Origin of the sequence: Roseovarius sp. SCSIO 43702, assembly GCF_019599045.1 — a bacterium.
GTDB lineage: Bacteria > Pseudomonadota > Alphaproteobacteria > Rhodobacterales > Rhodobacteraceae > Roseovarius.
Genome location: NZ_CP080623.1, coordinates 2,917,775 through 2,942,768 on the forward strand (window position 1 = coordinate 2,917,775; position 24,994 = coordinate 2,942,768).

A 24,994-nucleotide genomic window follows, 5' to 3' on the forward strand; every position below is an offset into this window, starting at 1 on the left:
ATTGCAGGTTTGCCCCCGCATGGCAACTTGGCTCGATTGCGGTCACGTTCCAGAACCCTTCCAAGCCTGCGCGAACAGTTGAAAATTCTTGCATTCCGCGAGTAACGGCGAATGTTGGGGGTGCGGTCGCGCCACCTGCGCGGAAACGATCAATGACGCCAGGAAAGGTTCGTCCAGTTGGAAATAGGATTTCTTGTTCTTTTGGTTCTCGCCGTCGTCGCGCTCGTTCTCTCGAGGAGACGACGAGGAAAATTTGACGGGGCCGAGGTTGTCGGCAAAACCCCGCGCGCAACCGCGCGGCGTGTGCGCCCCTTCGACCCAAGCAAGGCCGCACCGCAACCTGCGACCGAGATCATCGAGGGACCGGCCTACGTCGTCGATGGCGATACGCTGATCATAAGAAAGACACAGATACGTCTTTTCGGCATCGATGCACCCGAGATTGACCATCCCTATGGAAAAAAGGCGAAATGGGCCTTGGTCGCCCTTTGCAAAGGAAGATCAGTCCGCGCACGAGTGATTGAGCGGGACACCCATGGTCGCACTGTCGCGCACTGCTGGCTGGAAGATGGCAGCGATCTGTCCGCGGAAATGGTCAAGCTCGGCCTTGCTATCGACTGGCCCAAGTTCTCGGGTGGCCGCTATCGCGCGCTGGAAACTCACGACGCCCGCAAGAAGATGTGGTTGGCAGACGCCCGTCAAAAGGGACGTCTCCACGTGTGGGAACGGTTCGAGGAGCGGAAAGCGACCGGTGCGCAGAAGCGATAAATCTCAGGTCACTACCCTTTTAGCGGCCTCGATCAACGAATCCACATGCGCCGCCGCACTCCGGCCCAGCGCGTCGAGGTCATAGCCACCCTCGAGGCTCGAGACCACGCGCCCTCCGCAGACCTCCGCCGCGAGCGCGCAGATCGCCGCCGTCACCCACTCGAAATCCGCCTCCGTCAGGTCCAGCGAGGCGAGCGGATCGGCACGATGCGCGTCGAACCCCGCCGAAACCAGCACGAGTTCCGGGCGGTGCGCGCGCACGGCGGGCAATATCTCCCGCTCCCAGACCCGGCGGAACTCGGCGCTTCCCGTCCCCGCGCGCAGCGGCACGTTCATCACCGTGCCATGCGGCCCGGTATCATGCGCGGCCCCCGTGCCGGGGAAAAGCGGGCTCTGGTGCGACGAGGCGAAGAACACCCGCGCATCGTCCTCGAGCAGGTCCTGCGTGCCGTTCCCGTGATGCACGTCGAAATCGACCACGGCCACGCGGCTCAGCCCGTGGTGGTCGAGCGCGTGTTTCGCCGCCACCGCCACCGTCCCGAAATAGCAGAACCCCATCGCCGTCTCGCGCTCGGCATGGTGGCCGGGCGGACGCATGGCGACGAAGGCATTCACGGCCTCGCCCGCCATCACCATGTCGACCGCGCGCACCGCGCCCCCCACGGCACGCGTCGCGGCCTCGAGCGTGCCGGGCGACATGAAGGTGTCCCCGTCGATCTGGGTCCACCCCTCGTCGGGGCCGGCCCGCCGCAGCGCCTCGAGATATCCGCGCGGATGCACCCGCAACAAGTCGTCCTCGGCCGCCAGCGGCGCGCTCACCCGCGTCACCTCGCGCCCCTCCAGCGCCTTCAGGACATGCACGATCCGCGCCACCTGTTCGGGATGGCCGTCGGGGTTGAGATGGCGCGTGGCGGCATCATGGGTGACAAGGGCCGTGGTCATGGCGCGCTCCTCCGCGTGGGTGTCGACCCGACGAAAACACCGCAAACCCGCGCGGTTGTCCACCATTGCGAGGCTTGCGCGCCGACACGGCCCGGTGCACTCTGACCGTCATGGAACGCGATGCCATCGACCTCACGCGCGCGGTCGACCCCGACGCGCTCAGCGAGAATGCGCAGGAAATCGCGTTCACGCTCTGGAGCGAGGTGCAGAACCTCGTCGAGGGGCTCATGCGGCCGTGGAACGCCTACCAGATCGTCATCTTCGCCGCGATCTTCCTTGCCGCCCACCTCCTGCGCCGCGTGCTGGGCCCGCGCATCCACGCCTGGATGCGCACCCGCGAGGGATGGCCGAAATGGCGGATGCGCCTTCTGGTGATCCTCCATCGCAGGCTCAGGCTCATCTTCGTGGTGCTCATCACCTGGCCCATCGTCTGGATCATGCGCGAGGTCACTTGGCCCAGCCGCTCCTATCTCTTGGCCATCGCCGGGAGCCTCGCGCTCGCCTGGCTGGTGATCGCGATCGTGACGCGGCTGATCGCCAACCCGTTCCTGCGCAAATGCGTGCGCTACCTCGGCTGGACATGGGTCACGCTGATGATCCTCGATCTCACCGACGAGGCGCGCGACCTGATGGACAGCGCGGCCTTCACCGTGGGCGAGACACGCTTCTCGGCCTGGATCCTGTTCCAGGGCCTGTTGATCATCGCCGCGCTCATCTTCGTCGCACGCTTCGTGTCGCGCACCACCTCGGCCCGCATCCGCCGGAACGAGGACATTTCGCCCTCGATGCAGGAACTCGTCCTCAAGGTGATGCAGATCGTCCTCTACGGCGCCGCCTTCTTCATCGGGTTGCGCGCCGTGGGGGTGGATCTGACCGGGCTCGCGGTCCTGTCGGGCGCGATCGGCGTCGGCCTCGGCTTCGGCCTTCAGAAGGTGGTCTCGAACCTCGTCTCGGGGCTCATCATCCTTCTCGACAAGTCGATCAAGCCCGGCGACGTCATCTCCATCGGCGACACGTTCGGCTGGATCAACAGCCTCGGGGCGCGCTACGTCTCGATCACCACGCGCGACGGCAAGGAATACCTCATCCCGAACGAGGACCTGATCACCGGGCAGGTGGTCAACTGGTCCCATTCCAACGATTTCGTGCGGCTCGACATCTTCTTCGGCACCGCCTACAGCGACGACCCGCACCTGGTGCGCCGCATCGCGATCGAGGCCGCGCAGGGGGTCGGGCGTGTGCTGAACACGCAACCGCCCGTGTGTCACATCGTGGGTTTCGGCGACAGTTCGGTCGACTACATCCTGCGCTTCTGGATCACCGATCCGACCGGCGGCCTGACCAACATCCGCGGCAACGTCTATCTGGCGCTCTGGGACGCGTTCAAGGAACACGACATCTCGATCCCCTTCCCGCAGCGCGAGGTGCGCCACCTCAACTCGGCCACCGGATCGGACGCCGCGCCCAACGCGTAGGCCCGCCCCGTCAGACGAGCTTGCGGCCCTCTTTCTTCGCCTCGCGCATGTCCTTCCGGAACGTCGCGACGATGATCGCCAGGATCACGGCCGAGATGACGGGCCAGACCAGTATGTAGAATGTCAGCATCTTGCTCTCCTTTGCCACGCCATGCGCCGGCTTACCCCTTGAGCGCCTCTGGCTCGGGAATGTCCTCGAAATTGTCGATCCGCTGGCTGATCAGGTCGAAATCGAACTCGCGCCGCACCACGAGGCTGAGCGCGACGCAGACGATCGTGCTGGACCCATAGGCCGTCAGCGAGGCGAGGAGCACCGGGTAATCCCGCAGGAAGCCCGCGAAATACCAGCAGCCCGCGACCGCGCCTATGACGCCCACGAGAAGCCCCATGGTCCGCCCGAGGAAGCCGAACGCCATCAGCCCCACCACCACGCCACCGCCCACGCCCGCGACGATCTCGAAGAAATAGGCCGTGAACCCCGTCATCGTCAGAAGCTCGAAACGGACCACGCAGAACAGCAGAAGCGCCACCGCCACGGCCCAGACGAAGGCCGCGTTGGTCACCCGGTTCCAGTAGCAACTGGCGATCACCGGGAACACGATCGCCCCCCAAAGCGCACCGACGAAGACCAGCATCACGAGGATATCGAGCGAGAAACTCGCGAAGATGAGCCCCGCGGCGGTGGCCACGATCATCGTCGCCCGCCCGAGAAGCAGCATCTTCTTCGTGTCGGGCTTCCCCTTGGCAAGGTTGCGGCCATAGACATCCGTCATCATGATCGCGCTCAGCGCCGACAAGTCCGAATCCGCCGTCGAGGAAAGCGACCCGATCACGAGGATGAAGAACAGCGCGATCATGAAGGGCGGCAGATAGCTCGACGCCATTTGCGGGATGATGTTGTTGACGTCCCCGTTCATCGGCTGCACCCCGAGGAAAAGCGCCATCATCCCCAGCATCCCCAGCCCGATCACGATCGAGCCATAGCCCAGCGTCGCCGTGATGAAGGTGGGCTTGATGAGGTCTTGGCGCACGGCGAACAGGCGCTGCGCGATGGTCTGGTTGCCGATCGCGTAGGCCAGCACCGCCACGAAGAACGGCGCCCCCTGTTCGAGGATCGCGGTGCGCGAGAAGAAATCCGCCTGCTCCGCCGTCACCTGCGCCATCCCCTCGCGCAGCGCATCGGCGCCGCCCGCGTTGAAATAGACCCACGGGATGATGATGACCGCGATGCCCATCATCGCCACCACCTGCGCGAAATCCGTCAGGATCGACGCGCGGAACCCCGACCAGAGCGTGTAGGACAGGACGCCCACGCCCGCGATCAGCACGCCGGTCTGGAACGACAGCGGCGACAGGACCGAGACAAGCGCGCCGGCGGCGGTGAAGTTCACCATCAGGCTGATCACGCTGCCCAGGAGGTTCGAGATCGCGAGGATCATCTGGCTGCCGGAACCGTGCCGCGCGTGCATGACTTCCGCCAGCGTGTGCGCGTTCGGCGCAAGCTGGCGGAAGCGCAGGCCGAAGGGATAGATGAACAGGATCATCAGCGCGCCCCAGAGGCCGTAGTGAAGGGGGCCCGACAGACCGTAATTGTATCCCGAGATCGCCGCGCCGTAGAAGGAAGCGGCCCAGATCCAAGTGGCGGTCATGCTCGCCGCCGAGATGCCGAAGCCCACGCGACCGCTCGACACCATGTAGCCGTCGACGTTCTCCTCCTTCTGGTTCACGAAGGTCGACATGAGGAAGGTCGCCCCATAGAACCCGACGAGAAGCAGGATCACGGTCAGCGTCGAGAACTGGAAGATTGCAGGATCGTTCATGGGCTGTCCCCCGTTGGTCCCCACGTCACGGTAACGCGAATCCGCGCGCAGATCATCGTTTACGTTTGCAAGCCGGTGCCGTCTCGCGGACGGGCGCCTCTTGACCGGCACGCTACAGGTCTCCGGCGCGGAGTAAACCCATGATTGCGCCAAAATGACGCCGGTCTGCGCCAAAATCCGCATAAACCGAACCGAAACTGAACCAAAGCGGCAGGTTCTCCCGGTGGTGACTACATATCACGCATGCGCCCCAATTCGCCGATGACGGGTGCTATTCATTGAAAAGTCACCCTGACGTGGCTACCTTTGGGTCAGGCCCGGCACCGGGGCGCGATCAGGTGCGCAACCAAGGAGGACATCGTTCTGTCCACGACGACCCACGCGGCCCTGGCCGCATCCACAGGCGCCCAGGTGCCGCCCGCGCCCGGCGCCGGAAGCGACACGCAGCTTGCGCGCATCCTCTCCTCTCTTTCCGACGACAAGGCCGAAGACATCGTTCAGGTGGACCTGCGCGGCAAGACGGCCATCGGCGACTACATGGTCATCTGCTCGGGGCGTTCCTCGCGGCAGGTCGCCTCGATCGCCGAGAAGCTGATCGAACGGCTCAAGGCCGACCTCTCGGTGTCGGCCCGGATCGAGGGCAAGGACGCGGGCGACTGGGTGCTGATCGACACGGGCGACGTGATCGTCCACGTCTTCCGCCCCGAAGTGCGCGAGTTCTACCAGCTCGAAAAGATGTGGCTTCCGGGCGACAAGCAACCCGCCTCCGCGTCCTGAGCGGCGGATGCGGCTGCATATCTGCGCCGTGGGCCGGCTTCGCCCCGGCCCCGAGCGTGAACTTGTCGATGACTACCTGGCACGCCTCGATCGTACCGGGCGGGCCTTGGGCCTCGGTCCCGCCACCGTGATCGAGGTCGAGGACAAGAAGGGCGGCGGCATGGCGGCCGAAGCCGCGCTTCTCGACCGCGCCATTCCCTCCGGCGCCGTGGTCGTGGCGCTCGACGAACGCGGCAAGACCCTCGCCTCCCCGACATTCGCACGAACCCTCGCCGACTGGCGCGACGCCGGGCGTGGCGATGCGGCCTTCGTGATCGGCGGCGCCGACGGGCTCGACCCCTCGCTACGCGCCCGCGCCGACCTGTCGCTCTCCTTCGGCGCGATGGTCTGGCCCCACATGCTCGTGCGCGTCATGCTCGCCGAACAGCTCTACCGCGCCGCCTCCATCCTCGCCGGCGCGCCCTATCACCGCGCCTGACTGCGGCACATGTCCCATCTCCCATTGTCGCGAGATCCGCCGATGCTCTCGGGGATCACGCGCCTGTCAGCCTCGAACCGGCCAAGCTTGCCGATGTCGTGATCATTCAGGTCACCTGCGCCTTGACTCGGATGCGGCGAACGGGTCAACCGCCCGCGCAGGGAACGAAACGGACAGGCGCACCCATGCTCGACATGCTCATCCTCGCCCTCGCGGCCTTCGGCGCGGGGGTGCTCAACACGATCGCGGGCGGGGGCACCTTCCTGACCTTCCCGGCTCTCGTCTTCACCGGCATCCCGCCCGTCGCCGCCAACGCGACCAGCGCGATGGCCGTCTTTCCGGGCTATCTCGGCGGTGCGGTGGGATTCCGCGCCGAACTGGCGTCGATCCCCCGCACACGGCTGATCCGCTTGGTGCTCGTTACGCTCGCGGGGGGCGCGGTGGGCTCGGGGTTGCTGCTGGTGTCGTCCAACGCGGCCTTCTCGGCCATCGTGCCGGTTCTCCTCCTCGTGGCGACGCTGGCCTTCCTCTTCGGCGATCCCATCCGCAACTGGGCCGCCGCCCGCGCCCGCAGCGTCACTCCCGAAGGCGCCGCCGGCCTCTTCGCCGTCGCGGTCTATGGCGGCTATTTCAACGGCGGACTCGGCATCGTGCTGCTGGCGCTCTTCGCGCTCTGGGGCATGACCGACATCCACCGCATGAACGGGCTGAAGAACGGGCTCAGCTTCGCGCTTTCGGCCATCTCCGTTGCGATTTTCGCGCTGGCGGGCCTCGTGGCGTGGCCGCAGGCGGTGCTGATGATGGTCGCCGCGACGCTTGGCGGCTACGCCGGTGCGCCCATCGCCCGCGCCCTGCCCCGCCGCGCGGTGCGCGCCATCGTGACCCTCGTCGGCTTCTCGATGAGCGCGGTCTTCTTCTGGCGGCTCCTCGGCTGACGGGCGCGCGACCTGCCCTTGCGTCACCTTGATCCGGCGGCAGGCCCGCCATGCGCAAACGGCAGAGGTCAGGCCTTTCTTTCGCTCTTACAAGGGCTTATCTACCCCTATAAAAGGAGCAGGACATGCAGGACGTTCCCCAACATTCGATCCTCGACCAGGATCTCGCCCGCGCCGAGATCCGCCGCCTCTGGCCAAGCGACCGCCCCGAGATACTGGGCCACTTCCTTCGCCTCGACGCCGAAAACCGCCGCCTCCGCTTTGGCGCGCCGATGAGCGACGACGCGGTCGCGCGCCATGTGCGCGAGGTGATGAAGGGGCCCGCCCGCCTCTACGGCGCCTATGCCGACGGGCGCCTTCGCGCCGTGGCCGAACTCTGCCTGATCGAGACCACCACCCCCCCCACCGCCGAAGCCGCCTTCTCGGTCGAGCCCGACTATCAGAACCACGGTATCGGCGACCGCCTGCTGCAACGCGCCATCACGGCCGCCTGCGCGTGGGGCGTCACGCGCGTGCTGCTCGTCTGCCTGCGCGAGAATGACCGGATGCTCCGCCTCGCCCGCAATCATGCCGCGCGGCTCGAGATGGACGCCGACATCGTCGCCGCCTCGCTCACCACGCCGCGCCTCACGCGCCGCGCGCGCTGGCGCGACAGGGCGTCGGATATCCTGGGCCGGATCCGCCTGGCCTTCCGCGCCGTTCCGGGCAGCATGCCGCCGCTGCCGCCCTCCTACGGCTAGGTGCCGGGGCGGCGTTACCGATAACGCGGTTCACCCTGCCCGCGCGACGCGGTAGAACCCCCGCAAACCACGAGGCAGGAATCGCGCATGACATCCCCCAAACCGGTCGTATTGTGCATTCTCGACGGCTGGGGTCTGTCTCCCGAGACCGAGGCCAACGCCCCCTACCTCGCGCGCACGCCCACCATGGACCGGCTCATGGCCACCTGCCCCAACGCGACGCTGCTCACCCACGGGCATGACGTGGGCCTGCCGGCGGGGCAGATGGGCAATTCCGAGGTCGGCCACATGAACATCGGCGCCGGCCGCGTGGTCGAAATGGATTTGCGCCGCATCGACCGCGCCATCGAGACCGGCGCCTTCGGCTCGCTGCCGGGCATCCTGCGCTTCGTCGAGGCGCTGAAGGCGTCGGGCGGGACGGCGCATGTGCTGGGCGTGCTGTCCGATGGCGGGGTGCACAGCCATATCGACCACATGATCGCCACCGCAGAGGCACTCACCGCCCACGGCATTCCCGTGGCGATCCACGCCTTCACCGACGGGCGCGACGTGGCGCAGGTGTCGGCGGAAACCTATCTCGAGGAACTTCGCACCGCCCTGCCGGCCGGTGCCTTCATCGCCACCGTCTCGGGCCGCTACTACGCCATGGACCGCGACAACCGCTGGGACCGGGTCAGCCTCGCCTTCGAGGCGCTCGCCAACGCGCGCGGCTACACCGCCGCCACGGCCTCCGAGGCCATCGCCCACGCCTACGGCAAGGGGCGCACCGACGAATTCATCAAGCCGCGCGTGCTGGGCGACTACGCCGGGATGAAGGACGGCGACGGCATCCTCTGCCTCAACTTCCGCGCCGACCGCGCGCGCGAGATCCTCGCCGCCTTCGCGGACCCCGACTTCTCGGATTTCGAAACCGGCCCCCGGCCCCGCTTCGCCATCGTGTCGGGCTTCACCGAGTATTCGCGCCGCCACACGGCCTACATGGATTGCATCTTTCCCGACGAGGCGCCCGAGAACACGCTCTCGCAATGGATCGCCGCCAAGAGCCTGCGGCAGTTCCACGTAGCCGAGACCGAGAAGTATCCCCATGTCACCTTCTTCCTCAACGGCGGGCGCGAACGCCCCGAGAAGGGCGAGGCGCGGCACATGGCCCCCTCCCCCAGGGTCGCGACCTACGATCTCGCCCCCGAGATGTCGGCGGGCGAGGTGACGGATCACCTTGTCGCCGCCATCGGCGAGGGCTACGACTTCATCGTGGTGAACTACGCGAACCCCGACATGGTCGGTCACACCGGCGACCTCGACGCCGCCATCGCGGCCTGCGAGGCGGTGGACGCGGGGCTGGGCCGCGTGGTGGCCGCGCTCGAAAAGGCGGGCGGCGCGATGATCGTCACCGCCGATCACGGGAATTGCGAGGTGATGGTCGATCCCGAGACGGGAAAACCGCACACGGCGCACACCACGAACCCCGTGCCGGTGATCCTCGTCGGCGGTCCCGGGGATGCGCGCCTGCGCAACGGGCGCCTCGCCGATCTCGCACCCACGGTGCTCGAACTCATGGGCCTCGACCAGCCGCCCGAGATGACGGGGATCAGCCTGCTCGCATGACGGTGCGCGCGCTCATAACCGCGCTCGTGCTCGGGATCGGGGCAGGCCCAGGCAGCGCCGACACGCCGCTCGATGCCGCCGAGGCCGCCCGCCGCGCGGCGCAGGCGCTCGAGGCCGCGTCCCGGTCGCTGGACGAGGCCGAGGGCGCCCGCAACCGCGTCAGGGCCCTGACCGAGACGGTGCGCGCCTACGAGGACGGGCTCACCGCCATGCGCGACGGCCTGCGCCGCGCCGCCATCCGCGAAGAGGCGCTGACACGTGAACTCACCGCCTCCGAGGCCGAGATCGCGCAGCTCCTGGGGATATTGCAATCCATGGACAGCGCCCCCTCCCCTGTGCTGCTCCTGCACCCTTCCGGGCCGCTCGGCACGGCGCGCTCGGGGCTCATCCTCTCCGACGTCACGCCCGCGCTCAACGCCGAGATCGAGGCGCTGCGGTCGCGGCTGTCGGACCTCGCCGTGCTGCGTGCCCTCCAGGAAAGCGCCGCCCAGACACTCCGCGACGGGCTCAAGGGCGCGCAGACCGCCCGCGTCGAGCTGAGCCAGGCCATCGCCGACCGCACCGACCTGCCCCGGCGCTTCACCGAGGACGCGACGCGCACGGCGCTGCTGATCGCGGCCACCGAATCGCTCGAGGGTTTCGCCTCTGGCCTGAGCGAGATCGCCGTCGACGAGGCCCCCGGCTCGCTCCCCGACATCTCCGACCGAAAGGGCACCCTGCCGCTTCCGGTGGAGGGTCGCATCCTGCGCCGCGCGGGCGAGGCCGACGCGGCGGGCATCACCCGCCCCGGTCTCATCATGGCCACGCCGCCCAACGCGCTCGTGACGACCCCCACCGCCGCCACCCTGCGCTATTCCGGGCCGCTGCTCGATTACGGAAACGTGGCCATTCTTGAACCGCAGGCGGGCCTTCTGCTGGTGTTCGCCGGGCTTGATGTGGTTTATGGTGAGACGGGCGAAGTTCTGCCCGGCGGAAGCCCGGTCGGCCTCATGGGTGGCGACGGGGCCGATGCCGATGGCATCCTTCCGGGTGACGCGGACAAGGCGGGGTCGGATTGGTCGGAAACGCTCTATATTGAAGTGCGCGAACAGAACGAGCCGGTGGATCCCGAAACCTGGTTCAGAACAGACAAAGGATGAGTGAGCGATGAAGAAATTCCTGATGGCGGCCGCGGCCGGAACCCTGGCGGGCGTCGTGGTGACCACGCAGGTGGCCGCGCCGCTTCTGGCCCAGGAGGCCGAGAAGAGCACCAATGTCTATGAACAACTCGATCTTTTCGGCGACATCTTCGAACGCATCCGCGTGCAATATGTCGAGGAGGTGGACGAGGCCGAACTGATCGAGGCCGCGATCAACGGCATGCTCACCTCGCTCGATCCGCATTCCGGCTACCTCCCCCCCGAGGACGCGGCCCAGATGCAGGAACAGACGCGCGGCGAATTCGGCGGTCTCGGGATCGAGGTCACGCAGGAGGAAGGCTTCGTCAAGGTCGTGTCCCCCATCGACGGCACCCCCGCCGACAACGCGGGCATCGAGGCGGGCGATTTCATCACCCATGTGGACGGCGAATCGGTCCTCGGCCTCACCCTGAACGAGGCGGTGGACCTGATGCGCGGCCCGGTCGGTAGCGAGATCGTGATCACCGTCGTGCGCGAGGGCGAAGAGCCGTTCGATGTCTCGATCATCCGCGACACGATCGAACTGACCGCCGTGCGCGCCCGCACCGAACAGAACACCGTCGTGCTTCGCGTGACCACCTTCAACGACAACACCTTCCCCAATCTCGAGGAGGGGCTCAAGGAACAGGTCGAGGCCGCCGGCGGCTGGGACAAGGTGAACGGGCTGGTGCTCGACCTGCGCAACAATCCCGGCGGGCTCCTCACCCAGGCGATCAAGGTCGCCGACGCCTTCCTCGACGCGGGCGAGATCGTCTCGACCCGTGGCCGCGACCCGCAGGACGGTGAGCGGTTCAACGCGACCGAGGGCGACCTCTCCCAGGGCAAGCCCATCGTCGTGCTGATCAACGGCGGCTCGGCCTCGGCCTCCGAGATCGTCGCCGGTGCGCTTCAGGATCATCGTCGCGCCGTGGTCGTCGGCACCAAGAGCTTCGGCAAGGGTTCGGTTCAGACCGTGATGCCGCTGCGGGGTGACGGTGCGATGCGCCTGACGACCGCGCGCTACTACACGCCCTCGGGCCGCTCGATCCAGGCGCTCGGCGTCTCGCCCGACATCCTCGTCCCGCAGCCCCGCCGCACCGAGGAGGACACCGAGGAAGACGAGAACGCGAGCCCCCTGGGCCCGTCACGCTCCGAATCCGACCTGCGCGGCAGTCTCGACAATGACAGCCTCTCCGAGGACGAGATCCGCCAGATCGAGGAGGACCGCGCCCGCGCCGAGGAAGCCGCCAAGCTGCGCGACGAGGACTACCAGCTCGCCTATGCCATCGACGTGCTGCGCGGTCTCGCCGCTCTCAAGAGCGAGCAGAACTGACACGGCGGATTTTCCGCCAACCGTCACCTCGGGGCCGCCCGGATCGTCCGATCCCGGCGGCCCTTTTCGTGTGCGTGCCCGGTCCGTTCCCTCCGCACGCCCGGTTAACCTTCCGCATGTCATGCGATTTGCACCGACGCGGTACCGACATGGATACCGACGTGGATACCGACGTCGGAAATCCCTTGTTCGATGGGCGTTAACCCCCGATTCGCCGCACCCCCGCCGCGTTCGCCGCGCGGCGCGTTAACCCCTTTCACGCGCGAACGCACTGGATCATCCGGCGCGAAGGCCTTATTTCCTTGGCAAAACACTTGGTCCCAAGGGATGAACATGACCACCGACGACATCGCCCGCCTGCCGTACCGCCCCTGCGTCGGCGTCATGCTCGCCAATCCCGAGGGCCGCGTCTTCGTCGGCCAGCGCATCGACAATCCCGGCCCCGCCTGGCAGATGCCCCAGGGCGGCATCGATCCCGGCGAAAGCCCCCGCGACGCCGCCCTGCGCGAGCTGCACGAGGAAACGGGCGTCGCGCCCCATCTCGTCGATATCGAAGCTCGGACGCGCGAACCGGTGCGCTACGACCTGCCCCCCGATCTCGCGGGCAAACTCTGGAAAGGCCGGTACCGCGGGCAGGAGCAGACATGGTTCCTGCTGCGCTTCCGGGGCACCGACGCGGATATCGACATCGCGACCGAGACACCCGAGTTCTCGCAGTGGAAATGGCTCGCCCCGGAACATCTCGTCGAGGCGATCGTTCCCTTCAAGCGCGAGGTCTATGCCCGCGTCCTCGATGAGTTCGGAGACCTCCTATGATCCGCAAGACCCTTTGCCTCCTGGCCCTTCTCGCCCCCGGCCCCGCGCTCGCGCTCTCCTGCATGCCCCACGACGTGGCGCAGGTGTTCCAGCGCGCCGACGAGGCCGAGGCGGTCTATATCGTCGTTCACGGACGGCTCACCTTCGATGAGTCACGCCTCCCCGAGGTCGACATGTCGAACCAGCAGGCCACCCCGCCGCACACCCGCATCCCCGCGCGCATCACCGGCAAATCGCTGGGCAAGGACGGCTTCACGCGCGACTTCTCCGCGCCGGTCACGCTCGACGCGCAATGTTTCGGCCCCTGGTGCGCCCAGCCGCGCTCGGGCGTGCAGTACCTGGCCTTCCTGGCCCGCGACGCCGACGGCTCCTACGATCTGGCGGCCGACCCCTGCGGCGGCGACCTTTTCGGAGAGCCCACGGCGCAGCAGCTCGAGACGGTGAAGACCTGTTTCACCGGCGGCCCCTGCAAGCCCGAATTTCCGCGCTGAAAACCGGGGGCCGCCGCTTCACCTTCGCGCGCGCCTCTGGTTAACCTTCCGTTACGACTTGTCGCGCAAGGATACCGCAAGCATGAGCCAGCACCGCCGCCTGATGTCGCCCCTCACGATCGGTGGGATGGAGCTACGCAACCGCATCGTCTCGACCGGTCACGACACCGTGCTCGCACATGACGGCCATGTCAGCGATGCGCTCATCGCCTATCACGCCGCGCGGGCCCGCGGCGGCGTCGGCCTGATCGTGAGCCAGGTCACGGGCATCCATGAAACCGCCCGCTATACCAGCCATGTCCTCATGGGCACCGATGACGACTGCATCCCCGGCTTCCGCCGCCTTGCCAGCCAAGTGCACGACCACGGCGCGCGCATCGTCGCACAGCTCTTCCACCCGGGGCGCGAGATCATGGAGACGGCGGACGGCACGCTTCCCGTGGCCTACGCCCCCTCCGCGGTCCCGAGCGAGCGGTTCCACACCATCCCGCGCGCGCTGCCGAAGGGAATGATTCACGAGTTCGTGCAAGGTTATGCCCAGGCCGCCCGCCGGATGGAGGAGGCCGGGCTCGACGGGGTCGAGATCGTGGCGAGCCACGGGTATCTTCCCGCGCAGTTCCTCAACCCCGAGGTCAATCTGCGCGAGGACGAGTATGGCGGCGACCTCGCCGACCGCGCGCGCTTCCTGCTCGAGGTGCTCGAAGCCGTCCGCGACGCCACGGGCGCGGGCTTCGTCGTCGGCCTGCGCATCACCGGCGAGGAACATGACGACACGGGCTGCGAGCCGTCCGAGGTGCTCGAGGTCGTCACGCGGGCCGCGCCGCATCTCGATTACGTCTCGGTCGCCGCCGGCACATCGGCCACGATCGCGGGCTCGGTCCATATCGCGCCGCCCATGTATTTCGAACCGGGCTACCCCAAGAGCTTCTCCACCCGCGTCAAGGAGGCGGTCGATCTGCCCGTCATCCTCACCGGCCGTATCAACCAGCCGCAGGAGGCCGAGGCCGCGCTCGAACGCGGCGAGGCCGATCTTTGCGGCATGACCCGCGCGATGATCTGCGATCCGGCCATGCCCCTCAAGACCCGCGAGGAACGGCTCGACGACATCCGCGCCTGCATCGGCTGCAACCAGGCCTGTATCGGTCATTTCCACAAGGGCGTGCCGATCTCCTGCATCCAGCATCCCGAAACCGGGCGCGAACTCGCTTATGCCGAGATACCGCCCGCCGACACGTCCCGCCGCGTCGTCGTGGTGGGCGGCGGGCCGGCCGGCATGAAGGCCGCCGCCATCGCCGCGTCCCGCGGCCATCAGGTCACGCTTCTCGAGCGCGGGAAGCAGCTCGGCGGCCAGGCTCTCCTCGCGCAGCTTCTCCCCGGGCGGGCCGAGTTCGGCGGCATCGTCACCAATCTCGCCCGCGAGATGGAGAATGCCGGCGTCGACGTGCATCTGAAGACCGAGGCCACGCACGACAGTCTCGCGGACATGGCGCCCGACGCGGTCATCATCGCCACCGGCGGCACCCCCCGCCGCCCCGTGGCCGAGATTTCCGATGACGTCCACCTTCTCGACCCGTGGCAGGTGCTTCGGGGCGAGGCCAATGTGGGCGGCGCGGTGCTCATCTCCGACTGGCGCGGCGACTGGACGGGGCTCGGCCTTGCCGAGAAACTCGCCGCCGAGGGCCGCTCCGTCACCCTCGCCGTTACCGGCACCATGGCAGGCGAAGCCCTGCAATCCTACGTGCGCGACACGATGCTTGCCCGCGTGGCGCGGCTCGGGGTCAAGGTCGTGCCCTATGCCCGCCTCTACGGTGCGGACGGAGATACCGTTTATCTTCAACACCTTGCAAGCGAAGAGCCGATGATATTCGAAGGTATCGACACCCTCGTCACCGCGCATGGACAGGCGGCGTCCACCGCGCTTCTCGATACGCTCGACGGCGCGGCGTTCGAGGTGACGGGCATCGGCGATTGCATGGCCCCCCGCACCGCCGAGGAGGCCGTGCTCGACGGCCTCCGCGCAGGCGTCGCGGTCTAGAAAACCGCAACCCCGTCAGCTACTTAGCGCCGCAAATCGCTCAGAAGCTGCTTCGAAGGATAGCCGTCGGTCGCAAGGCCCCGCGCCTTCTGATAGGCCACGATCGCGTTGGTGGTCTCGGGGCCGACCACCCCGTCCACCGCGCTGATCGCGAACCCCTTGCGCTTCAGGAGAAGCTGGATCTCCTTCTTCTCCCGCTCCGAGGTCGACTCGTATTGCCGCGGCCAGCTTGCCTGGATCGGCGGTCCACCCCTGATCCGGTCGGCAAGATGCCCCACCCCGATCACGTAGGCATCGGCCTTGTTGTAACGCTCGATCACCCCGAAATTGTGGAAGATCATGAAGGCCGCGCCCTGCGGCCCGGCAGGCAGCAGGATCGAGCCGGGGCCATAGTTCGGCACCGGCCGCCCGTCGATGCCCACCACGCCCTCGGCGGCCCAGGCGGCGGGGTTCTGTTTCAGGCTCCGGCTTGCCCGCGCGGCATTGAACCCGCGCGGAAGGCGCACTTCCACGCCCCACGGATGCCCCTTGCGCCAGCCGAACCGCTTGAGATAGGCCGCCGTCGAGGCCAGCGCATCGGTAGGATCGTCCGACCAGATGTCACGCCTGCCGTCGCCCGTGAAATCAACGGCATAGGCTTCGTAGGATGTCGGGATGAACTGCGTGTGACCCATGGCCCCGGCCCAGGAGCCGGTCATCCGGTTCGGCGCCACGTCGCCCGACTGGATGATCTTGAGCGCGGCGATGAGCTGTTTCTCGAAGAACCGCCCGCGCCGCCCGTCATAGGCCAGCGTCGCAAGCGAGCTGATCAGGGGCATGTCGCCCCGCCGCGCGCCATAGGCGCTTTCCATCCCCCAGATCGCCGCCACGACCTCCGCATCGACGCCGTAATGCGCCTCGATCCGCTGAAGCGTGCGGCCATGCGCACGCATCATCTTGCGCCCGTTCGAGACCCGGCTATCCGACACGGCAAAGTCGAGATATTCCCAGATTTCCTTCTTGAATTCCGCCTGGTTGCGGTCCTTCTTCACGACGTCCGGGTTGTATTGCACGCCCTGGAACGCCCGGTCGAAGGTTCGCGCCGAGACACCGGCGGCCAGCGCGCGGCCGCGGAACCCCCTGATCCAGTTGGCAAATCCCGGATGACTGACCGAGGCCTCGATGGCGGCGCCGGGCTGCACCGCATCCTCCGGGCGCAGCACGGGCCGCACCCCGCCGAGCGAGACGAGCGTCACCGCGCCACGGCTCACCTCCTGCGCGTCACCTGCCTGTGCGGGCCGCGCGATGGGGCGCAGCGATGTCTCGATCGCGGACGCCGTGGTGGCCTCCGCGAGCGCGGGCGCGCTGCAGCCCAGTATTGCGCCCATCATGGCGCCGATCTTGCGTTTGCGTGTCATGCTCTGGCCCTTCCCTGTGACCTTTTTCCTCTGTCCCGATCGTAGCGCGAGACGCCGAAAATCGAAAGTGTGTTGCGCCCCCCGCGCGCAGACAATCGCCTATCTCCCTGGTCCGGCGCGGTTCTTTCCCGGGTTCGAAACCCGCGCGGCGCTTCCTATTTCTCGGTGAATTTCAACTCGATCCGCCGGTTCTGCGCCCGCGCCTCGGGGCTGTCGCCGGGGTTCACCGGCTGGTGCTCGCCGAACCCGTTCGCCGCCAGCCTGTCGGGCGGAATACCCAGGAAGTCGATCATGTAGCGCACCACCGAAAGCGCCCGCGCCTGGCTCAGCTCCCAGTTATCGGCGAACTGGCTCGAACTGCGGATCGGCACGTCGTCGGTATGCCCGTCCACACGGATGACCCAGTCGATCTCGGGTGGGATCTCGTCGGCCACGTTGCGCAGTATCTCGGCCACCTTGGCGATCTCGTTCTTGCCTTCGCTGGACAGCGTGGCCTGCCCCGGCGGGAACAGCACCTCCGAGGAAAAGACGAACCGGTCGCCCTCGATGCGAATGCCTTCCTGTGTCCCGAGAAGGTCACGCAGCCGTCCGAAGAATTCCGAGCGATACTTCTCGAGGTCCTTCGCCTGTTCCTCCAGAAGGGCGGCCTTCTCCTCCTGCAATTCGCGCCTGCGCTTCTCCTCGGCGGCCAGCCGCGCCAGCGCCACGTTGAGATCCTTGCCCAGCGACTGAAGCTGGATGTCCGACGTGGCCTCCCGTGCGGCGGCATCGTCCAGGAGCGCCTGCAACTCGCCCAATTGCTCGCGCAGCGCCTTCACCTGCTGGTTCAGGAGCGCCTGTTCGCGCCGGGCCTCCTCGGTCATGGCCTCCTGCTCGGCCAGTGTCTCGCGCGCCTTGGCCAGCAGCACGGCGCGTTCCTCGGCCTCGCTCAGACGGGTTTCGGCCTCCTGCTCGGCGGCAACCTTGGCGGCCAGCGCCGCCTTGAGCGCGGCACGCACCTCCTCCTCGGTCATGCTCAGTTCCTCGGCCGACGCCACCGCCTCGGCGAGGCGTGACCTCAGCGCGGCCATCTCGTCCTCGCGGTCGGCCAGTGCCTTGCGCAGCGCGGCGATCTCGGCCTCAAGCGCCGCCTTGTCATCCAGCGTCTCGGCATTGGCGCTCTCGACATCGCTCAACTGCGCGCGGAGCGCCGCGATGGTGGCGTCGCGTTCCTCCACGGCATCGAGCGTCGCCTGCAACTGTTGCGCCAGTTCATCGCGCCCCTTGCTCGCCTCCTCGAGCGTTTCGACACGCGCGCCCGCCGCCTCGAGATCGGCTTGCAGCGCCGCGATCCGCTCCTCGCGTTCCTCGCTCGCCAGCAGCGCGGCCAGAAGCCGGTCGTCCAGATCGTCGCGCGCCGTCTCCGCCGCCGCCAGAAGCGTCAGCGTTTCCTCGGCGCGCTTGCGTTCCTCCTCGAGCGCGAGGGTCATCGCGGTCAACTCGCTTTGCGCGTTGGCCAGCTTGTCGCGCAGCGCCTCCGCGGCGGCCGCCTCGGCAAGCCGCGCGGCCTCCTCCTCGCTCAACTCGGCCTCGAGCGCCTCGACCCGCGCACCAAGGGCCGCCTCGGCCTTCTCCGCTTCCTCCGAGCCGGCGCGCAAGTCGGCAATTAGCGCCTCCAGCGCCTCTCGCTTCGCGGCGGCGAGCCGCGCGGCCTCGGCCTGCGCATCCACCTCGTCGCGAAGGCCCGCCAATGCCAGTTGAAGCTGTTCCTGCTCGCTCAGGAGCGTCTCGCGCTGGCTCTCGAGGTCGGCGATGGTGCCGAGATTGCCCTCCCGCTCCGCCAGAAGGCTCGCCACCTGCTCCTCGAAGCTCGCGATCCGAGACGACGCGGCCGCGAGCGCCTCGGCCTGCGCATCCCGCTCGCCCTCCAGCGCGGCGATCCGTTCGGCCTGCTGCTCCTGCCTCTCCCGCGCATCGCTCAGCGTGGTGGTCAGCGCGCCCACCCGCTCGGTCAGCGTGGCATTGCGATCCTGCTCCAGGCCCAGCGCCCGGCTCAGCGCGGCGATCTCCGCGCCAAGCTCATCGAGCTTGCTCGCCTGCCCGCTGATCGTCTCGCGCAGGACGAACTGCACCACCATGAAGATCGTGAGCACGAACATCAGCACAAGAAGCAGCCCGGTCATCGCGTCGACGAAACCCGGCCAGATCGAGGCCTGGAACCGCTGTCCTGTCCTGCGGGAAAGCGCCATCCCTACCGCTCCGGCCCGCGCGGATCCGCATCGCCACCGCCGTCGCGCATGACGCCCCGGCGATCACCCATGATCCGCATCAGCGCGTTCAGGTCGGTGCGAAGCTCGGTCATGGTTTCCTGCCGTCCGGCGCTGATCTCCTCGAGGATACGCAGCATCTGGACGTCGATCGACCGCAGCCGCATCCGGCTTTCGGCGTCGAGACCGACGGAGCCGACCTCTTCCGCCCGTGCCTCCAGCCGCTCGATCAATGCGCGCTGCCCCTCGGCCACCTGCGCGAGCGCCCGCGCCTCGGGGCGGCTTTCGCCCATCCGGTCCGCCATCCGCTCGATCGCGTCGGCCAGCACGCCCAGCTTCTCGTCGACCATCGCGCGGCTGATATCGGTCTGGGTCATCATCTGGCCCAGCGCTTCCATCTGCTCGCTCATGTGATCGACCACGCTGCCCAGCACGTTCTGTTCAAGCGTGCCCTCGCCCTCATGGCTCGCGAACCCGACGCGGGTGATGGTCGACATCCACTCTTCCAGCTCGCGGTGGAACCGGTTCTGGCCGTGGCCCGCGAAGAGTTCGAGCAATCCCACCACGAGCGACCCGGTGAGCCCCAGCAGCGACGAGGCGAAGGCGACGCCCATACCGCCCAGTTGCGCCTCGAGGCCGGTCATCAGCCGGTTGAACACCTCGACCCCGCCCTCGCCGTCCTGCGGCGCGAGGCTTCGGATCGTGTCGACCACCGCCGGCACGGTCGTTGCCAGGCCGTAGAACGTGCCGAGAAGCCCGAGAAAAATCAGCATGTTGACGATGTATCGCGTGATCTCGCGCACCTCGTCTATCCGCTGCGCCACCGAGTCGAGGATCGACCGCGCCGAACTTTGCGCAATCTGCATCCGCCGCGTGCTGCGCTGCCGCAAGAGGCTCGCCAGCGGCGCCAGGAGCTGCGGCGCCGCCACCTCCTCGTGACCGGGACGCCGCGCCGCGAAATCCTCGATCCAGCGCACCGAGCCGATAAGCTGGAACACCTGCCAGAAACAGGCGACCACGCCGATCAGGAAGACGAAGAAGATGAAGCCGTTGAGATACGGATTGGCGAGGAAGACAGGCAGAACCCGCGGCAGTGCCACGAAAACCCCGAGCCCGGTCAGGACCAGCACGATCAGCATCAGCACGATCTGCCGGACGGGCGTTGAAAACTGCGGCTCGACCTCGCGGTCCGGCTGGTCCATCTGGACGCTCCCGACACGGATTTTCATTGCGCGAAGCCTACGCGCTATCGGCGTCCAATGAAAGGGGTCAGGCCGCGATCTGCCGGACTCGCTCCACCAGCCATTCGAGGTCCGGGTCGCGAATGCCGAGCTCCACGAGATGCGAGACCGTGTTGTAGAGATACTCGGTGTTCGGTCCCCGCCCGCCCACGGCGCGGGCGATGATGCGTGCCTGCTCTTCCAGATCGACACCGCCGCAATACTGGACATGCTCCGCATCGACCACGTAAGTGACCGCCTCGACCTGCCGCCCGTCATGAAGATCAAGCGGCAGAACCTTCTCCACGTAGGCGGACGAGATCAGTTCGCGCTCGCGCAGGTAATCGAGCGTCGCCTCCTCTCCGCCATCCGCGACGCGCAACCCGAGGCCCACGCAGAACTCCTTCGGATGCGCGTCGAGCGCCAAGACGAGGCCCGGATCCGTCTCGGTGCCACGATGATGGATCGAGCGCATGCAGAAGCTGCGGGAATAGCCCGGCAACGTGCCGATGACCCGTTCGGCCACGTCGAAACCCGGGTTCCACACAAGCGAGCCATACCCGAAAACCCACATCGCCATGATCCGCACTTGCCCCCTGTCTTTTGCCAAGCGCGCCCTATAAACACCATCACGACGCGCAGCGAAAGGGCCGAGACATGCGACGGATATTCACGATTGTGGTACTCGCCGCGCTCGCATGGGGGGGCTACTGGTTCTTCGGCTCCGACGCCGCCGAGACCGCCTTCGAGAACTGGTTCGAGGAGCGCCGCGCCGAGGGCTGGGTCGCGGAATACGACGAATTGCAGGTGCGCGGATTTCCCAGCCGTTTCGACGCCGGTTTCGAAGGGCTCCGGCTGGCCGATCCCGACACCGGCCTTGCCTGGACGGCGCCCTTCTTCCAGATCCTCGCGCTCAGCTACAGGCCCAACCACGTGATCGCCGTCTGGCCCGACAGCCATCGCGTCGCCACCCCGCTCGCCAAGTATGACGTGACAAGCGAGGACATGCGCGCGAGCCTCAAGGTCGAGCCGCAGACCGACCTCGCCCTCGAACGGCTGAGCCTCACCGCCAATGCCCTTTCGGTGCTCGAGGTGGGGACCGACTCGCCGGTCCGGGTCGAGGCGCTCTCCCTCGCCATGGAACAGACCGAGATCGAGGACGCACCGCGCTACCGGCTCGGCCTCTCTGCGCAGGATCTCTCGCCCGGCGCCGACTGGCAGGCGCGTCTCGACCCGCGCGACCGGCTTCCCGACCGCCTGGGCGACGTGCGCGTCGACATGACGGTCCTCTTCGACAAACCCTGGGATCTCGACGCCATCGAGGAGGCCCGCCCCCAGCCGCGCGAGATCGACCTGCGGCTCGCCGAGGCGACCTGGGGTTCGCTGCGCCTCGCGATCGCGGGCGAGGTGGAGGTGGACGAGAGCGGCCTTCCCACCGGCGACATCATGGTCAAGGCCCGCAATTGGCGCGAAATCCTCGAGGTCGCGCGCAATTCCGGGGCCCTGCCCGACGGCCTTTTCGAGCCGCTCAGCGAGGGGCTGGGCATGTTGGCACAGCTTTCGGGCAACCCCGAAACACTCGACATCCCGCTCGCGCTGCGCAACGGCCGCGTCTGGCTCGGTCCCGCGCCCATCGCCAAAGCGCCCGTCCTGCGGCTTCGCTGAGACCCGTCATCGGCTTGCGCAAATGCCACAGCGGACGACCTTTCTGACCGGGTCACCGGGTTTTCCGGCTCGCCATGCGCGCGCGAGGTTTGCTATGGCCTTCGGGCCGGGGGCCAACACAGGGAAACGAACCAGGATGCACCGCCTTCTTGCCGCCGTTCTGGCTGGCCTCCTTCTGACATCGACCGCCCCGACGATCGCCCCCGCCGAGGGTCGGAGCTATATCGGGCACGGTCGGCTCGTCACGAACGACCTTCTGTTCGACCGGCGCGACAGGTGGCGCACGGGGTCCGTGGCGGGAAGCTATGTCTGGGGCCCGGAATGGACGGGCGCACTTCCGCAGAGCTTCGGGCAAGTGCTCGAGTTCCGCATCAACGGCGAGATCATCGCCCCCGAGAATCTCAGCTTCCCCGCACCGGGCGACCGGCCCTTCGCGGGTGCGCTGTCGCTCGGCCTGCACACCCATCACCGGCGCGGCCGGACCGAGTTCGCGCTCGGCGGCGACCTGGTGATCACCGGGCCGCAGACGGGATTCGACCACCTTCAGGACGCGCTCCACTCGGTCCTCGGCGGGCGCAAGGTCACCTCGCGGACCCGTAACGGGCAGATCGGCAACGACATCAACCCCACCATCGTCGCCGAAATCGGCCACGTTCTCGACTTCGGCGACGGCGGCGCCTCGCTGCGCCCCTTCGTCGAGGCGCGCGCGGGGGTCGAAACGCTTGCGCGCGCAGGCGTCGACTTCAGCTTCGGGCGCACCGGGCAGAACGAGCTCCTCGTGCGCGATCCGGTCACCGGCCACCGCTATCGCTCGATCTTCACCGAGGGCCGGGGCCTGGGCTTCGTTCTGGGCGGCGACATTGCCAAGGTCGACCACAGCGAGTTCCTGCCGTCCAACCGCGGCTACGAGCTGACCGACTGGCGTCCGCGCATCCGTGCCGGCGCACATTGGCAGAGCCGTTCCGGACATCGCCTCTTCTACGGTCTCACCTGGCTCGGCAAGGAGTTCGAGGGACAGCGCGACTCGCAGGTGGTGGGTTCTTTGCGCATCAATCTCAAATTTTGATCTTCGCTCTTGACCGACATGGTTGAAGAATGAAGATCGCCTGTTAACCTCCCCGCATAAAAAGAATAAAAGGCAGGAAAGAGCAGGCATGAAAACGGGCTTTCGAGGCACGTTTGTCATTTCCTGGTCGCAAACGGAAGTGGACGGGTTTCCCGCCGACGGGCTCGGCGCGATATCGGTTGGGGTGACTTGGGCATGGCACGGCGACACCGTGCGGGTCGACGGGCCAAAAACCGTTCTGCGGCTGGACAGGGCAGACAACGGCGCAGGTACACGCAGGCGGGCCGCACGGATGGTGCGGCGCATGGTCGGGGCGGCGCTCACCGGCAGGACCGACCTGTCGCGGGTCGAGGTGGACGAACCGCTTCTCGATCACGGGTTCGTGGTCACGGACGGATCGCAAAGCTACACCGTCACCGTGATCGAGGTGGATGGCGGCACGCCGCCCCTCCTGATGTTCCACGACGAGATCCCTCCCAGGGATACCGAGATGTGGGTGGTGCATCACAGTCTCGACACCAACCACGCCCCCTCGGGCGGACCCGCCTCGGGCGGGGTCATCTGCTTCACTCCCGGCACACGCATCGCCACGCCCGACGGCCCCCGCCTCGTCGAGGATCTGCGCGAAGGCGACCGGGTCGCCACCAAGGACAACGGCGCCGAGGAGATCCAGTGGATCGGCCGCCGCCGCATGACCGGCGCGCGCCTCTTCGCGATGCCGAACCTGCGCCCCATCCGTATCGGGGCCGGTGCCCTGGGCCATCTCCGGCCGGATCAGGAACTTCTGGTCAGTCCCGAGCACCGGATGCTGGTGCAGGGCGACGTGGCGCGGGCGCTGTTCAACACCGACGAAGTGCTCGTGTCGGCCAAGGACCTGGTGAACCAGGAGACCGTCACCGTCGATCTTTCGGTGCGCGAAGTCACCTACGTGCATCTCCTCCTGCCCCGGCACCAGGTGATCTGGGCCAATGGCGTGGAAACCGAAAGCTTTCACCCCGCCTCCGCCGCGCTCTCGTCGCTGGCCGAGGACGACCGCGAGCGGCTCCTGGCGCGCAACCCCGCGCTGGAATACGAACCGCACGCCTATGGCGGGTTCGCGCGCCGGTGCCTCTCGGGGTCCGAGGCGGCGATCCTCACGCACGAGGCGGCCTGACGCGCCCCGGCCCGTCCCGCGGCGGCTCGCCCGCCTTTCGCGCGGATTCGCGAACGCGCCGTTGACACTGTCCGAAACCCCTATATAAGCCCGGCTTCATTGGTGTTGGTGGACCCCGCGAGGGGAACCCTGTCGCTCCGGCAAATCCGGTAGAGAGGACAACGCCCTTCACACGCCTTATCCCGTGAGGCGACACATTGATTGAAGGAGATCAGCCGTGACCAAACGCACGTCTGCCAAGTACAAGATCGACCGCCGCATGGGCGAAAACATCTGGGGTCGCCCCAAATCCCCCGTCAACCGCCGCGAAAACGCGCCCGGCCAGCACGGCGCCCGCCGCAAGGCCAAGATGTCGGACTTCGGTCTGCAACTGCGCGCCAAGCAGAAGCTCAAGGGCTATTACGGCGACCTGACCGAGAAACAGTTCCGCCGCATCTATGCCGAGGCGGAACGTGTGCAGGGTGACACCGGCGAGAACCTCATCGGCCTGCTCGAGCGCCGTCTCGACGCCGTGGTTTACCGCGCGAAATTCGTGCCGACCATCTTTGCCGCGCGCCAGTTCGTCAACCACCGCCACGTGCGCGTTAACGGCCAGCTCGTGAACATCCCCTCCTACCGCGTGAAAGAGGGCGACGTGATCGAAGTGCGCGACCGCTCCAAGCAGATGGCCGTGCTTCTCGAGGCCACGCAACTCGCCGAACGGGACGTTCCCGACTACATCGAGGTGGACCACTCCAAGATGACCGCGAAATTCGTGCGCACGCCGGCCCTTTCGGACGTGCCCTATCCGGTCATGATGGAACCGAACCTCGTCATCGAATTCTACGCGCAGAACTAAGGCCACGCGCCACGTCTGCGAGGGAAGGGCCGCGACG

General features: G+C 67.3%; 23 protein-coding genes. 16 read left to right on the forward strand and 7 right to left on the reverse strand.

All coding sequences use genetic code 11. From position 1 onward, the window contains the following. Positions 1 to 177 precede the first annotated feature (177 nt). Positions 178 to 768 carry a thermonuclease family protein gene (locus K1T73_RS14505; RefSeq protein WP_259400281.1) on the forward strand — a complete coding sequence of 197 codons (591 nt, stop codon included), beginning with the start codon at positions 178 to 180 and terminating at the stop codon, positions 766 to 768. A 3-nt stretch (positions 769 to 771) separates the two neighbouring features. Here K1T73_RS14505 and K1T73_RS14510 read toward each other — a convergent pair whose 3' ends face one another. After that, positions 772 to 1,710 (reverse strand): histone deacetylase family protein, encoded by a 939-nt coding sequence (locus K1T73_RS14510; RefSeq protein ID WP_220601385.1) that lies wholly within the window; start codon positions 1,708 to 1,710, stop codon positions 772 to 774. Between the two features lie 110 nt (positions 1,711 to 1,820). Between K1T73_RS14510 and K1T73_RS14515 the strand changes: the two genes are divergently transcribed. Next, positions 1,821 to 3,185, forward strand: coding sequence for a mechanosensitive ion channel family protein (locus K1T73_RS14515; RefSeq protein ID WP_220601386.1), 1,365 nt, complete (start codon positions 1,821 to 1,823; stop codon positions 3,183 to 3,185). Positions 3,186 to 3,195: 10 nt separating this feature from the next. On the opposite strand, the gene K1T73_RS14520 is transcribed toward K1T73_RS14515, so the two are convergent. Together K1T73_RS14520 and K1T73_RS14525 are read right to left on the reverse strand one after the other, a co-directional pair. Next, positions 3,196 to 3,315 carry a putative transporter small subunit gene (locus K1T73_RS14520; RefSeq protein WP_220601387.1) on the reverse strand — a complete coding sequence of 40 codons (120 nt, stop codon included), beginning with the start codon at positions 3,313 to 3,315 and terminating at the stop codon, positions 3,196 to 3,198. Positions 3,316 to 3,346: 31 nt separating this feature from the next. Continuing rightward, positions 3,347 to 5,005 carry a sodium:solute symporter family protein gene (locus tag K1T73_RS14525; protein ID WP_259400282.1) on the reverse strand — a complete coding sequence of 553 codons (1,659 nt, stop codon included), beginning with the start codon at positions 5,003 to 5,005 and terminating at the stop codon, positions 3,347 to 3,349. Between the two features lie 411 nt (positions 5,006 to 5,416). Here K1T73_RS14525 and rsfS point away from each other — a divergent pair, with 411 nt between their 5' ends. The 10 genes from rsfS to K1T73_RS14575 all read left to right on the forward strand — a co-directional run bounded on the left by rsfS (position 5,417) and on the right by K1T73_RS14575 (position 15,372). Further along, entirely contained in the window at positions 5,417 to 5,782 is a 366-nt protein-coding gene (gene rsfS / locus K1T73_RS14530; protein ID WP_259400283.1) for a ribosome silencing factor, read from the forward strand. A gap of 7 nt (positions 5,783 to 5,789) precedes the next feature. Beyond that, the gene (gene rlmH, locus K1T73_RS14535; RefSeq protein WP_220601388.1) at positions 5,790 to 6,260 is read left to right on the forward strand and encodes a 23S rRNA (pseudouridine(1915)-N(3))-methyltransferase RlmH; all 471 of its coding nucleotides are present in this window, start codon (positions 5,790 to 5,792) and stop codon (positions 6,258 to 6,260) included. Positions 6,261 to 6,445: 185 nt separating this feature from the next. Next, positions 6,446 to 7,195, forward strand: a complete 750-nt coding sequence (locus K1T73_RS14540; RefSeq protein ID WP_220601389.1) for a sulfite exporter TauE/SafE family protein — start codon at positions 6,446 to 6,448, stop codon at positions 7,193 to 7,195. Between the two features lie 125 nt (positions 7,196 to 7,320). Next, positions 7,321 to 7,935, forward strand: coding sequence for a GNAT family N-acetyltransferase (locus K1T73_RS14545; protein ID WP_220601390.1), 615 nt, complete (start codon positions 7,321 to 7,323; stop codon positions 7,933 to 7,935). Between the two features lie 87 nt (positions 7,936 to 8,022). Further along, entirely contained in the window at positions 8,023 to 9,540 is a 1,518-nt protein-coding gene (gene gpmI, locus K1T73_RS14550) for a 2,3-bisphosphoglycerate-independent phosphoglycerate mutase (protein ID WP_220601391.1), read from the forward strand. Next, positions 9,537 to 10,679, forward strand: a complete 1,143-nt coding sequence (locus tag K1T73_RS14555; protein WP_220601392.1) for a murein hydrolase activator EnvC — start codon at positions 9,537 to 9,539, stop codon at positions 10,677 to 10,679. Before gpmI ends, K1T73_RS14555 begins: the two co-directional genes overlap by 4 nt. A 7-nt stretch (positions 10,680 to 10,686) precedes the next feature. Next, positions 10,687 to 12,030, forward strand: a complete 1,344-nt coding sequence (locus K1T73_RS14560) for a S41 family peptidase (protein ID WP_220601393.1) — start codon at positions 10,687 to 10,689, stop codon at positions 12,028 to 12,030. A gap of 333 nt (positions 12,031 to 12,363) precedes the next feature. Next, the gene (locus K1T73_RS14565) at positions 12,364 to 12,846 is read left to right on the forward strand and encodes an RNA pyrophosphohydrolase (protein WP_220601394.1); all 483 of its coding nucleotides are present in this window, start codon (positions 12,364 to 12,366) and stop codon (positions 12,844 to 12,846) included. Then, complete coding sequence (locus tag K1T73_RS14570; RefSeq protein ID WP_220601395.1) at positions 12,843 to 13,337, forward strand: hypothetical protein; 495 nt, start codon at positions 12,843 to 12,845, stop codon at positions 13,335 to 13,337. Before K1T73_RS14565 ends, K1T73_RS14570 begins: the two co-directional genes overlap by 4 nt. A gap of 82 nt (positions 13,338 to 13,419) precedes the next feature. Then, entirely contained in the window at positions 13,420 to 15,372 is a 1,953-nt protein-coding gene (locus K1T73_RS14575) for an FAD-dependent oxidoreductase (protein ID WP_220601396.1), read from the forward strand. A gap of 23 nt (positions 15,373 to 15,395) precedes the next feature. On the opposite strand, the gene K1T73_RS14580 is transcribed toward K1T73_RS14575, so the two are convergent. The 4 genes from K1T73_RS14580 to K1T73_RS14595 form a co-directional block, all read right to left on the reverse strand. After that, positions 15,396 to 16,769, reverse strand: coding sequence for a lytic murein transglycosylase (locus K1T73_RS14580; RefSeq protein ID WP_220601397.1), 1,374 nt, complete (start codon positions 16,767 to 16,769; stop codon positions 15,396 to 15,398). Between the two features lie 155 nt (positions 16,770 to 16,924). Further along, the gene (locus K1T73_RS14585) at positions 16,925 to 18,997 is read right to left on the reverse strand and encodes a peptidoglycan -binding protein (RefSeq protein ID WP_220601398.1); all 2,073 of its coding nucleotides are present in this window, start codon (positions 18,995 to 18,997) and stop codon (positions 16,925 to 16,927) included. A gap of 2 nt (positions 18,998 to 18,999) precedes the next feature. Then, entirely contained in the window at positions 19,000 to 20,217 is a 1,218-nt protein-coding gene (locus K1T73_RS14590) for a biopolymer transporter ExbB (protein WP_220601399.1), read from the reverse strand. Between the two features lie 67 nt (positions 20,218 to 20,284). After that, positions 20,285 to 20,815 (reverse strand): gamma-glutamylcyclotransferase, encoded by a 531-nt coding sequence (locus tag K1T73_RS14595; protein ID WP_220601400.1) that lies wholly within the window; start codon positions 20,813 to 20,815, stop codon positions 20,285 to 20,287. Between the two features lie 77 nt (positions 20,816 to 20,892). Between K1T73_RS14595 and K1T73_RS14600 the strand changes: the two genes are divergently transcribed. The 4 genes from K1T73_RS14600 (at position 20,893) to rpsD (ending at position 24,957) form a co-directional block, all read left to right on the forward strand. Then, positions 20,893 to 21,900 (forward strand): DUF2125 domain-containing protein, encoded by a 1,008-nt coding sequence (locus K1T73_RS14600; RefSeq protein ID WP_220601401.1) that lies wholly within the window; start codon positions 20,893 to 20,895, stop codon positions 21,898 to 21,900. 136 nt (positions 21,901 to 22,036) lie between these two features. Beyond that, entirely contained in the window at positions 22,037 to 22,966 is a 930-nt protein-coding gene (locus tag K1T73_RS14605; protein ID WP_220601402.1) for a lipid A-modifier LpxR family protein, read from the forward strand. A gap of 88 nt (positions 22,967 to 23,054) precedes the next feature. Further along, positions 23,055 to 24,119 carry a Hint domain-containing protein gene (locus K1T73_RS14610; protein ID WP_220601403.1) on the forward strand — a complete coding sequence of 355 codons (1,065 nt, stop codon included), beginning with the start codon at positions 23,055 to 23,057 and terminating at the stop codon, positions 24,117 to 24,119. A gap of 217 nt (positions 24,120 to 24,336) precedes the next feature. Then, complete coding sequence (rpsD, locus tag K1T73_RS14615) at positions 24,337 to 24,957, forward strand: 30S ribosomal protein S4 (protein WP_220601404.1); 621 nt, start codon at positions 24,337 to 24,339, stop codon at positions 24,955 to 24,957. The last annotated feature ends 37 nt before the right edge of the window (positions 24,958 to 24,994 follow it).

Coding starts and splice junctions, on each gene's coding strand:
- K1T73_RS14510 (WP_220601385.1), bottom strand. CDS start 1,710: ATGACCACGGCCCTTGTCACCCATGATGCCGCCACGCGCCATCTCAAC.
- K1T73_RS14515 (WP_220601386.1), top strand. CDS start 1,821: ATGGAACGCGATGCCATCGACCTCACGCGCGCGGTCGACCCCGACGCG.
- K1T73_RS14520 (WP_220601387.1), bottom strand. CDS start 3,315: ATGCTGACATTCTACATACTGGTCTGGCCCGTCATCTCGGCCGTGATC.
- K1T73_RS14525 (WP_259400282.1), bottom strand. CDS start 5,005: ATGAACGATCCTGCAATCTTCCAGTTCTCGACGCTGACCGTGATCCTG.
- rlmH (WP_220601388.1), top strand. CDS start 5,790: ATGCGGCTGCATATCTGCGCCGTGGGCCGGCTTCGCCCCGGCCCCGAG.
- K1T73_RS14540 (WP_220601389.1), top strand. CDS start 6,446: ATGCTCGACATGCTCATCCTCGCCCTCGCGGCCTTCGGCGCGGGGGTG.
- K1T73_RS14545 (WP_220601390.1), top strand. CDS start 7,321: ATGCAGGACGTTCCCCAACATTCGATCCTCGACCAGGATCTCGCCCGC.
- gpmI (WP_220601391.1), top strand. CDS start 8,023: ATGACATCCCCCAAACCGGTCGTATTGTGCATTCTCGACGGCTGGGGT.
- K1T73_RS14555 (WP_220601392.1), top strand. CDS start 9,537: ATGACGGTGCGCGCGCTCATAACCGCGCTCGTGCTCGGGATCGGGGCA.
- K1T73_RS14560 (WP_220601393.1), top strand. CDS start 10,687: ATGAAGAAATTCCTGATGGCGGCCGCGGCCGGAACCCTGGCGGGCGTC.
- K1T73_RS14565 (WP_220601394.1), top strand. CDS start 12,364: ATGACCACCGACGACATCGCCCGCCTGCCGTACCGCCCCTGCGTCGGC.
- K1T73_RS14570 (WP_220601395.1), top strand. CDS start 12,843: ATGATCCGCAAGACCCTTTGCCTCCTGGCCCTTCTCGCCCCCGGCCCC.
- K1T73_RS14575 (WP_220601396.1), top strand. CDS start 13,420: ATGAGCCAGCACCGCCGCCTGATGTCGCCCCTCACGATCGGTGGGATG.
- K1T73_RS14580 (WP_220601397.1), bottom strand. CDS start 16,769: ATGACACGCAAACGCAAGATCGGCGCCATGATGGGCGCAATACTGGGC.
- K1T73_RS14585 (WP_220601398.1), bottom strand. CDS start 18,997: ATGGCGCTTTCCCGCAGGACAGGACAGCGGTTCCAGGCCTCGATCTGG.
- K1T73_RS14590 (WP_220601399.1), bottom strand. CDS start 20,217: ATGGACCAGCCGGACCGCGAGGTCGAGCCGCAGTTTTCAACGCCCGTC.
- K1T73_RS14595 (WP_220601400.1), bottom strand. CDS start 20,815: ATGGCGATGTGGGTTTTCGGGTATGGCTCGCTTGTGTGGAACCCGGGT.
- K1T73_RS14600 (WP_220601401.1), top strand. CDS start 20,893: ATGCGACGGATATTCACGATTGTGGTACTCGCCGCGCTCGCATGGGGG.
- K1T73_RS14605 (WP_220601402.1), top strand. CDS start 22,037: ATGCACCGCCTTCTTGCCGCCGTTCTGGCTGGCCTCCTTCTGACATCG.
- K1T73_RS14610 (WP_220601403.1), top strand. CDS start 23,055: ATGAAAACGGGCTTTCGAGGCACGTTTGTCATTTCCTGGTCGCAAACG.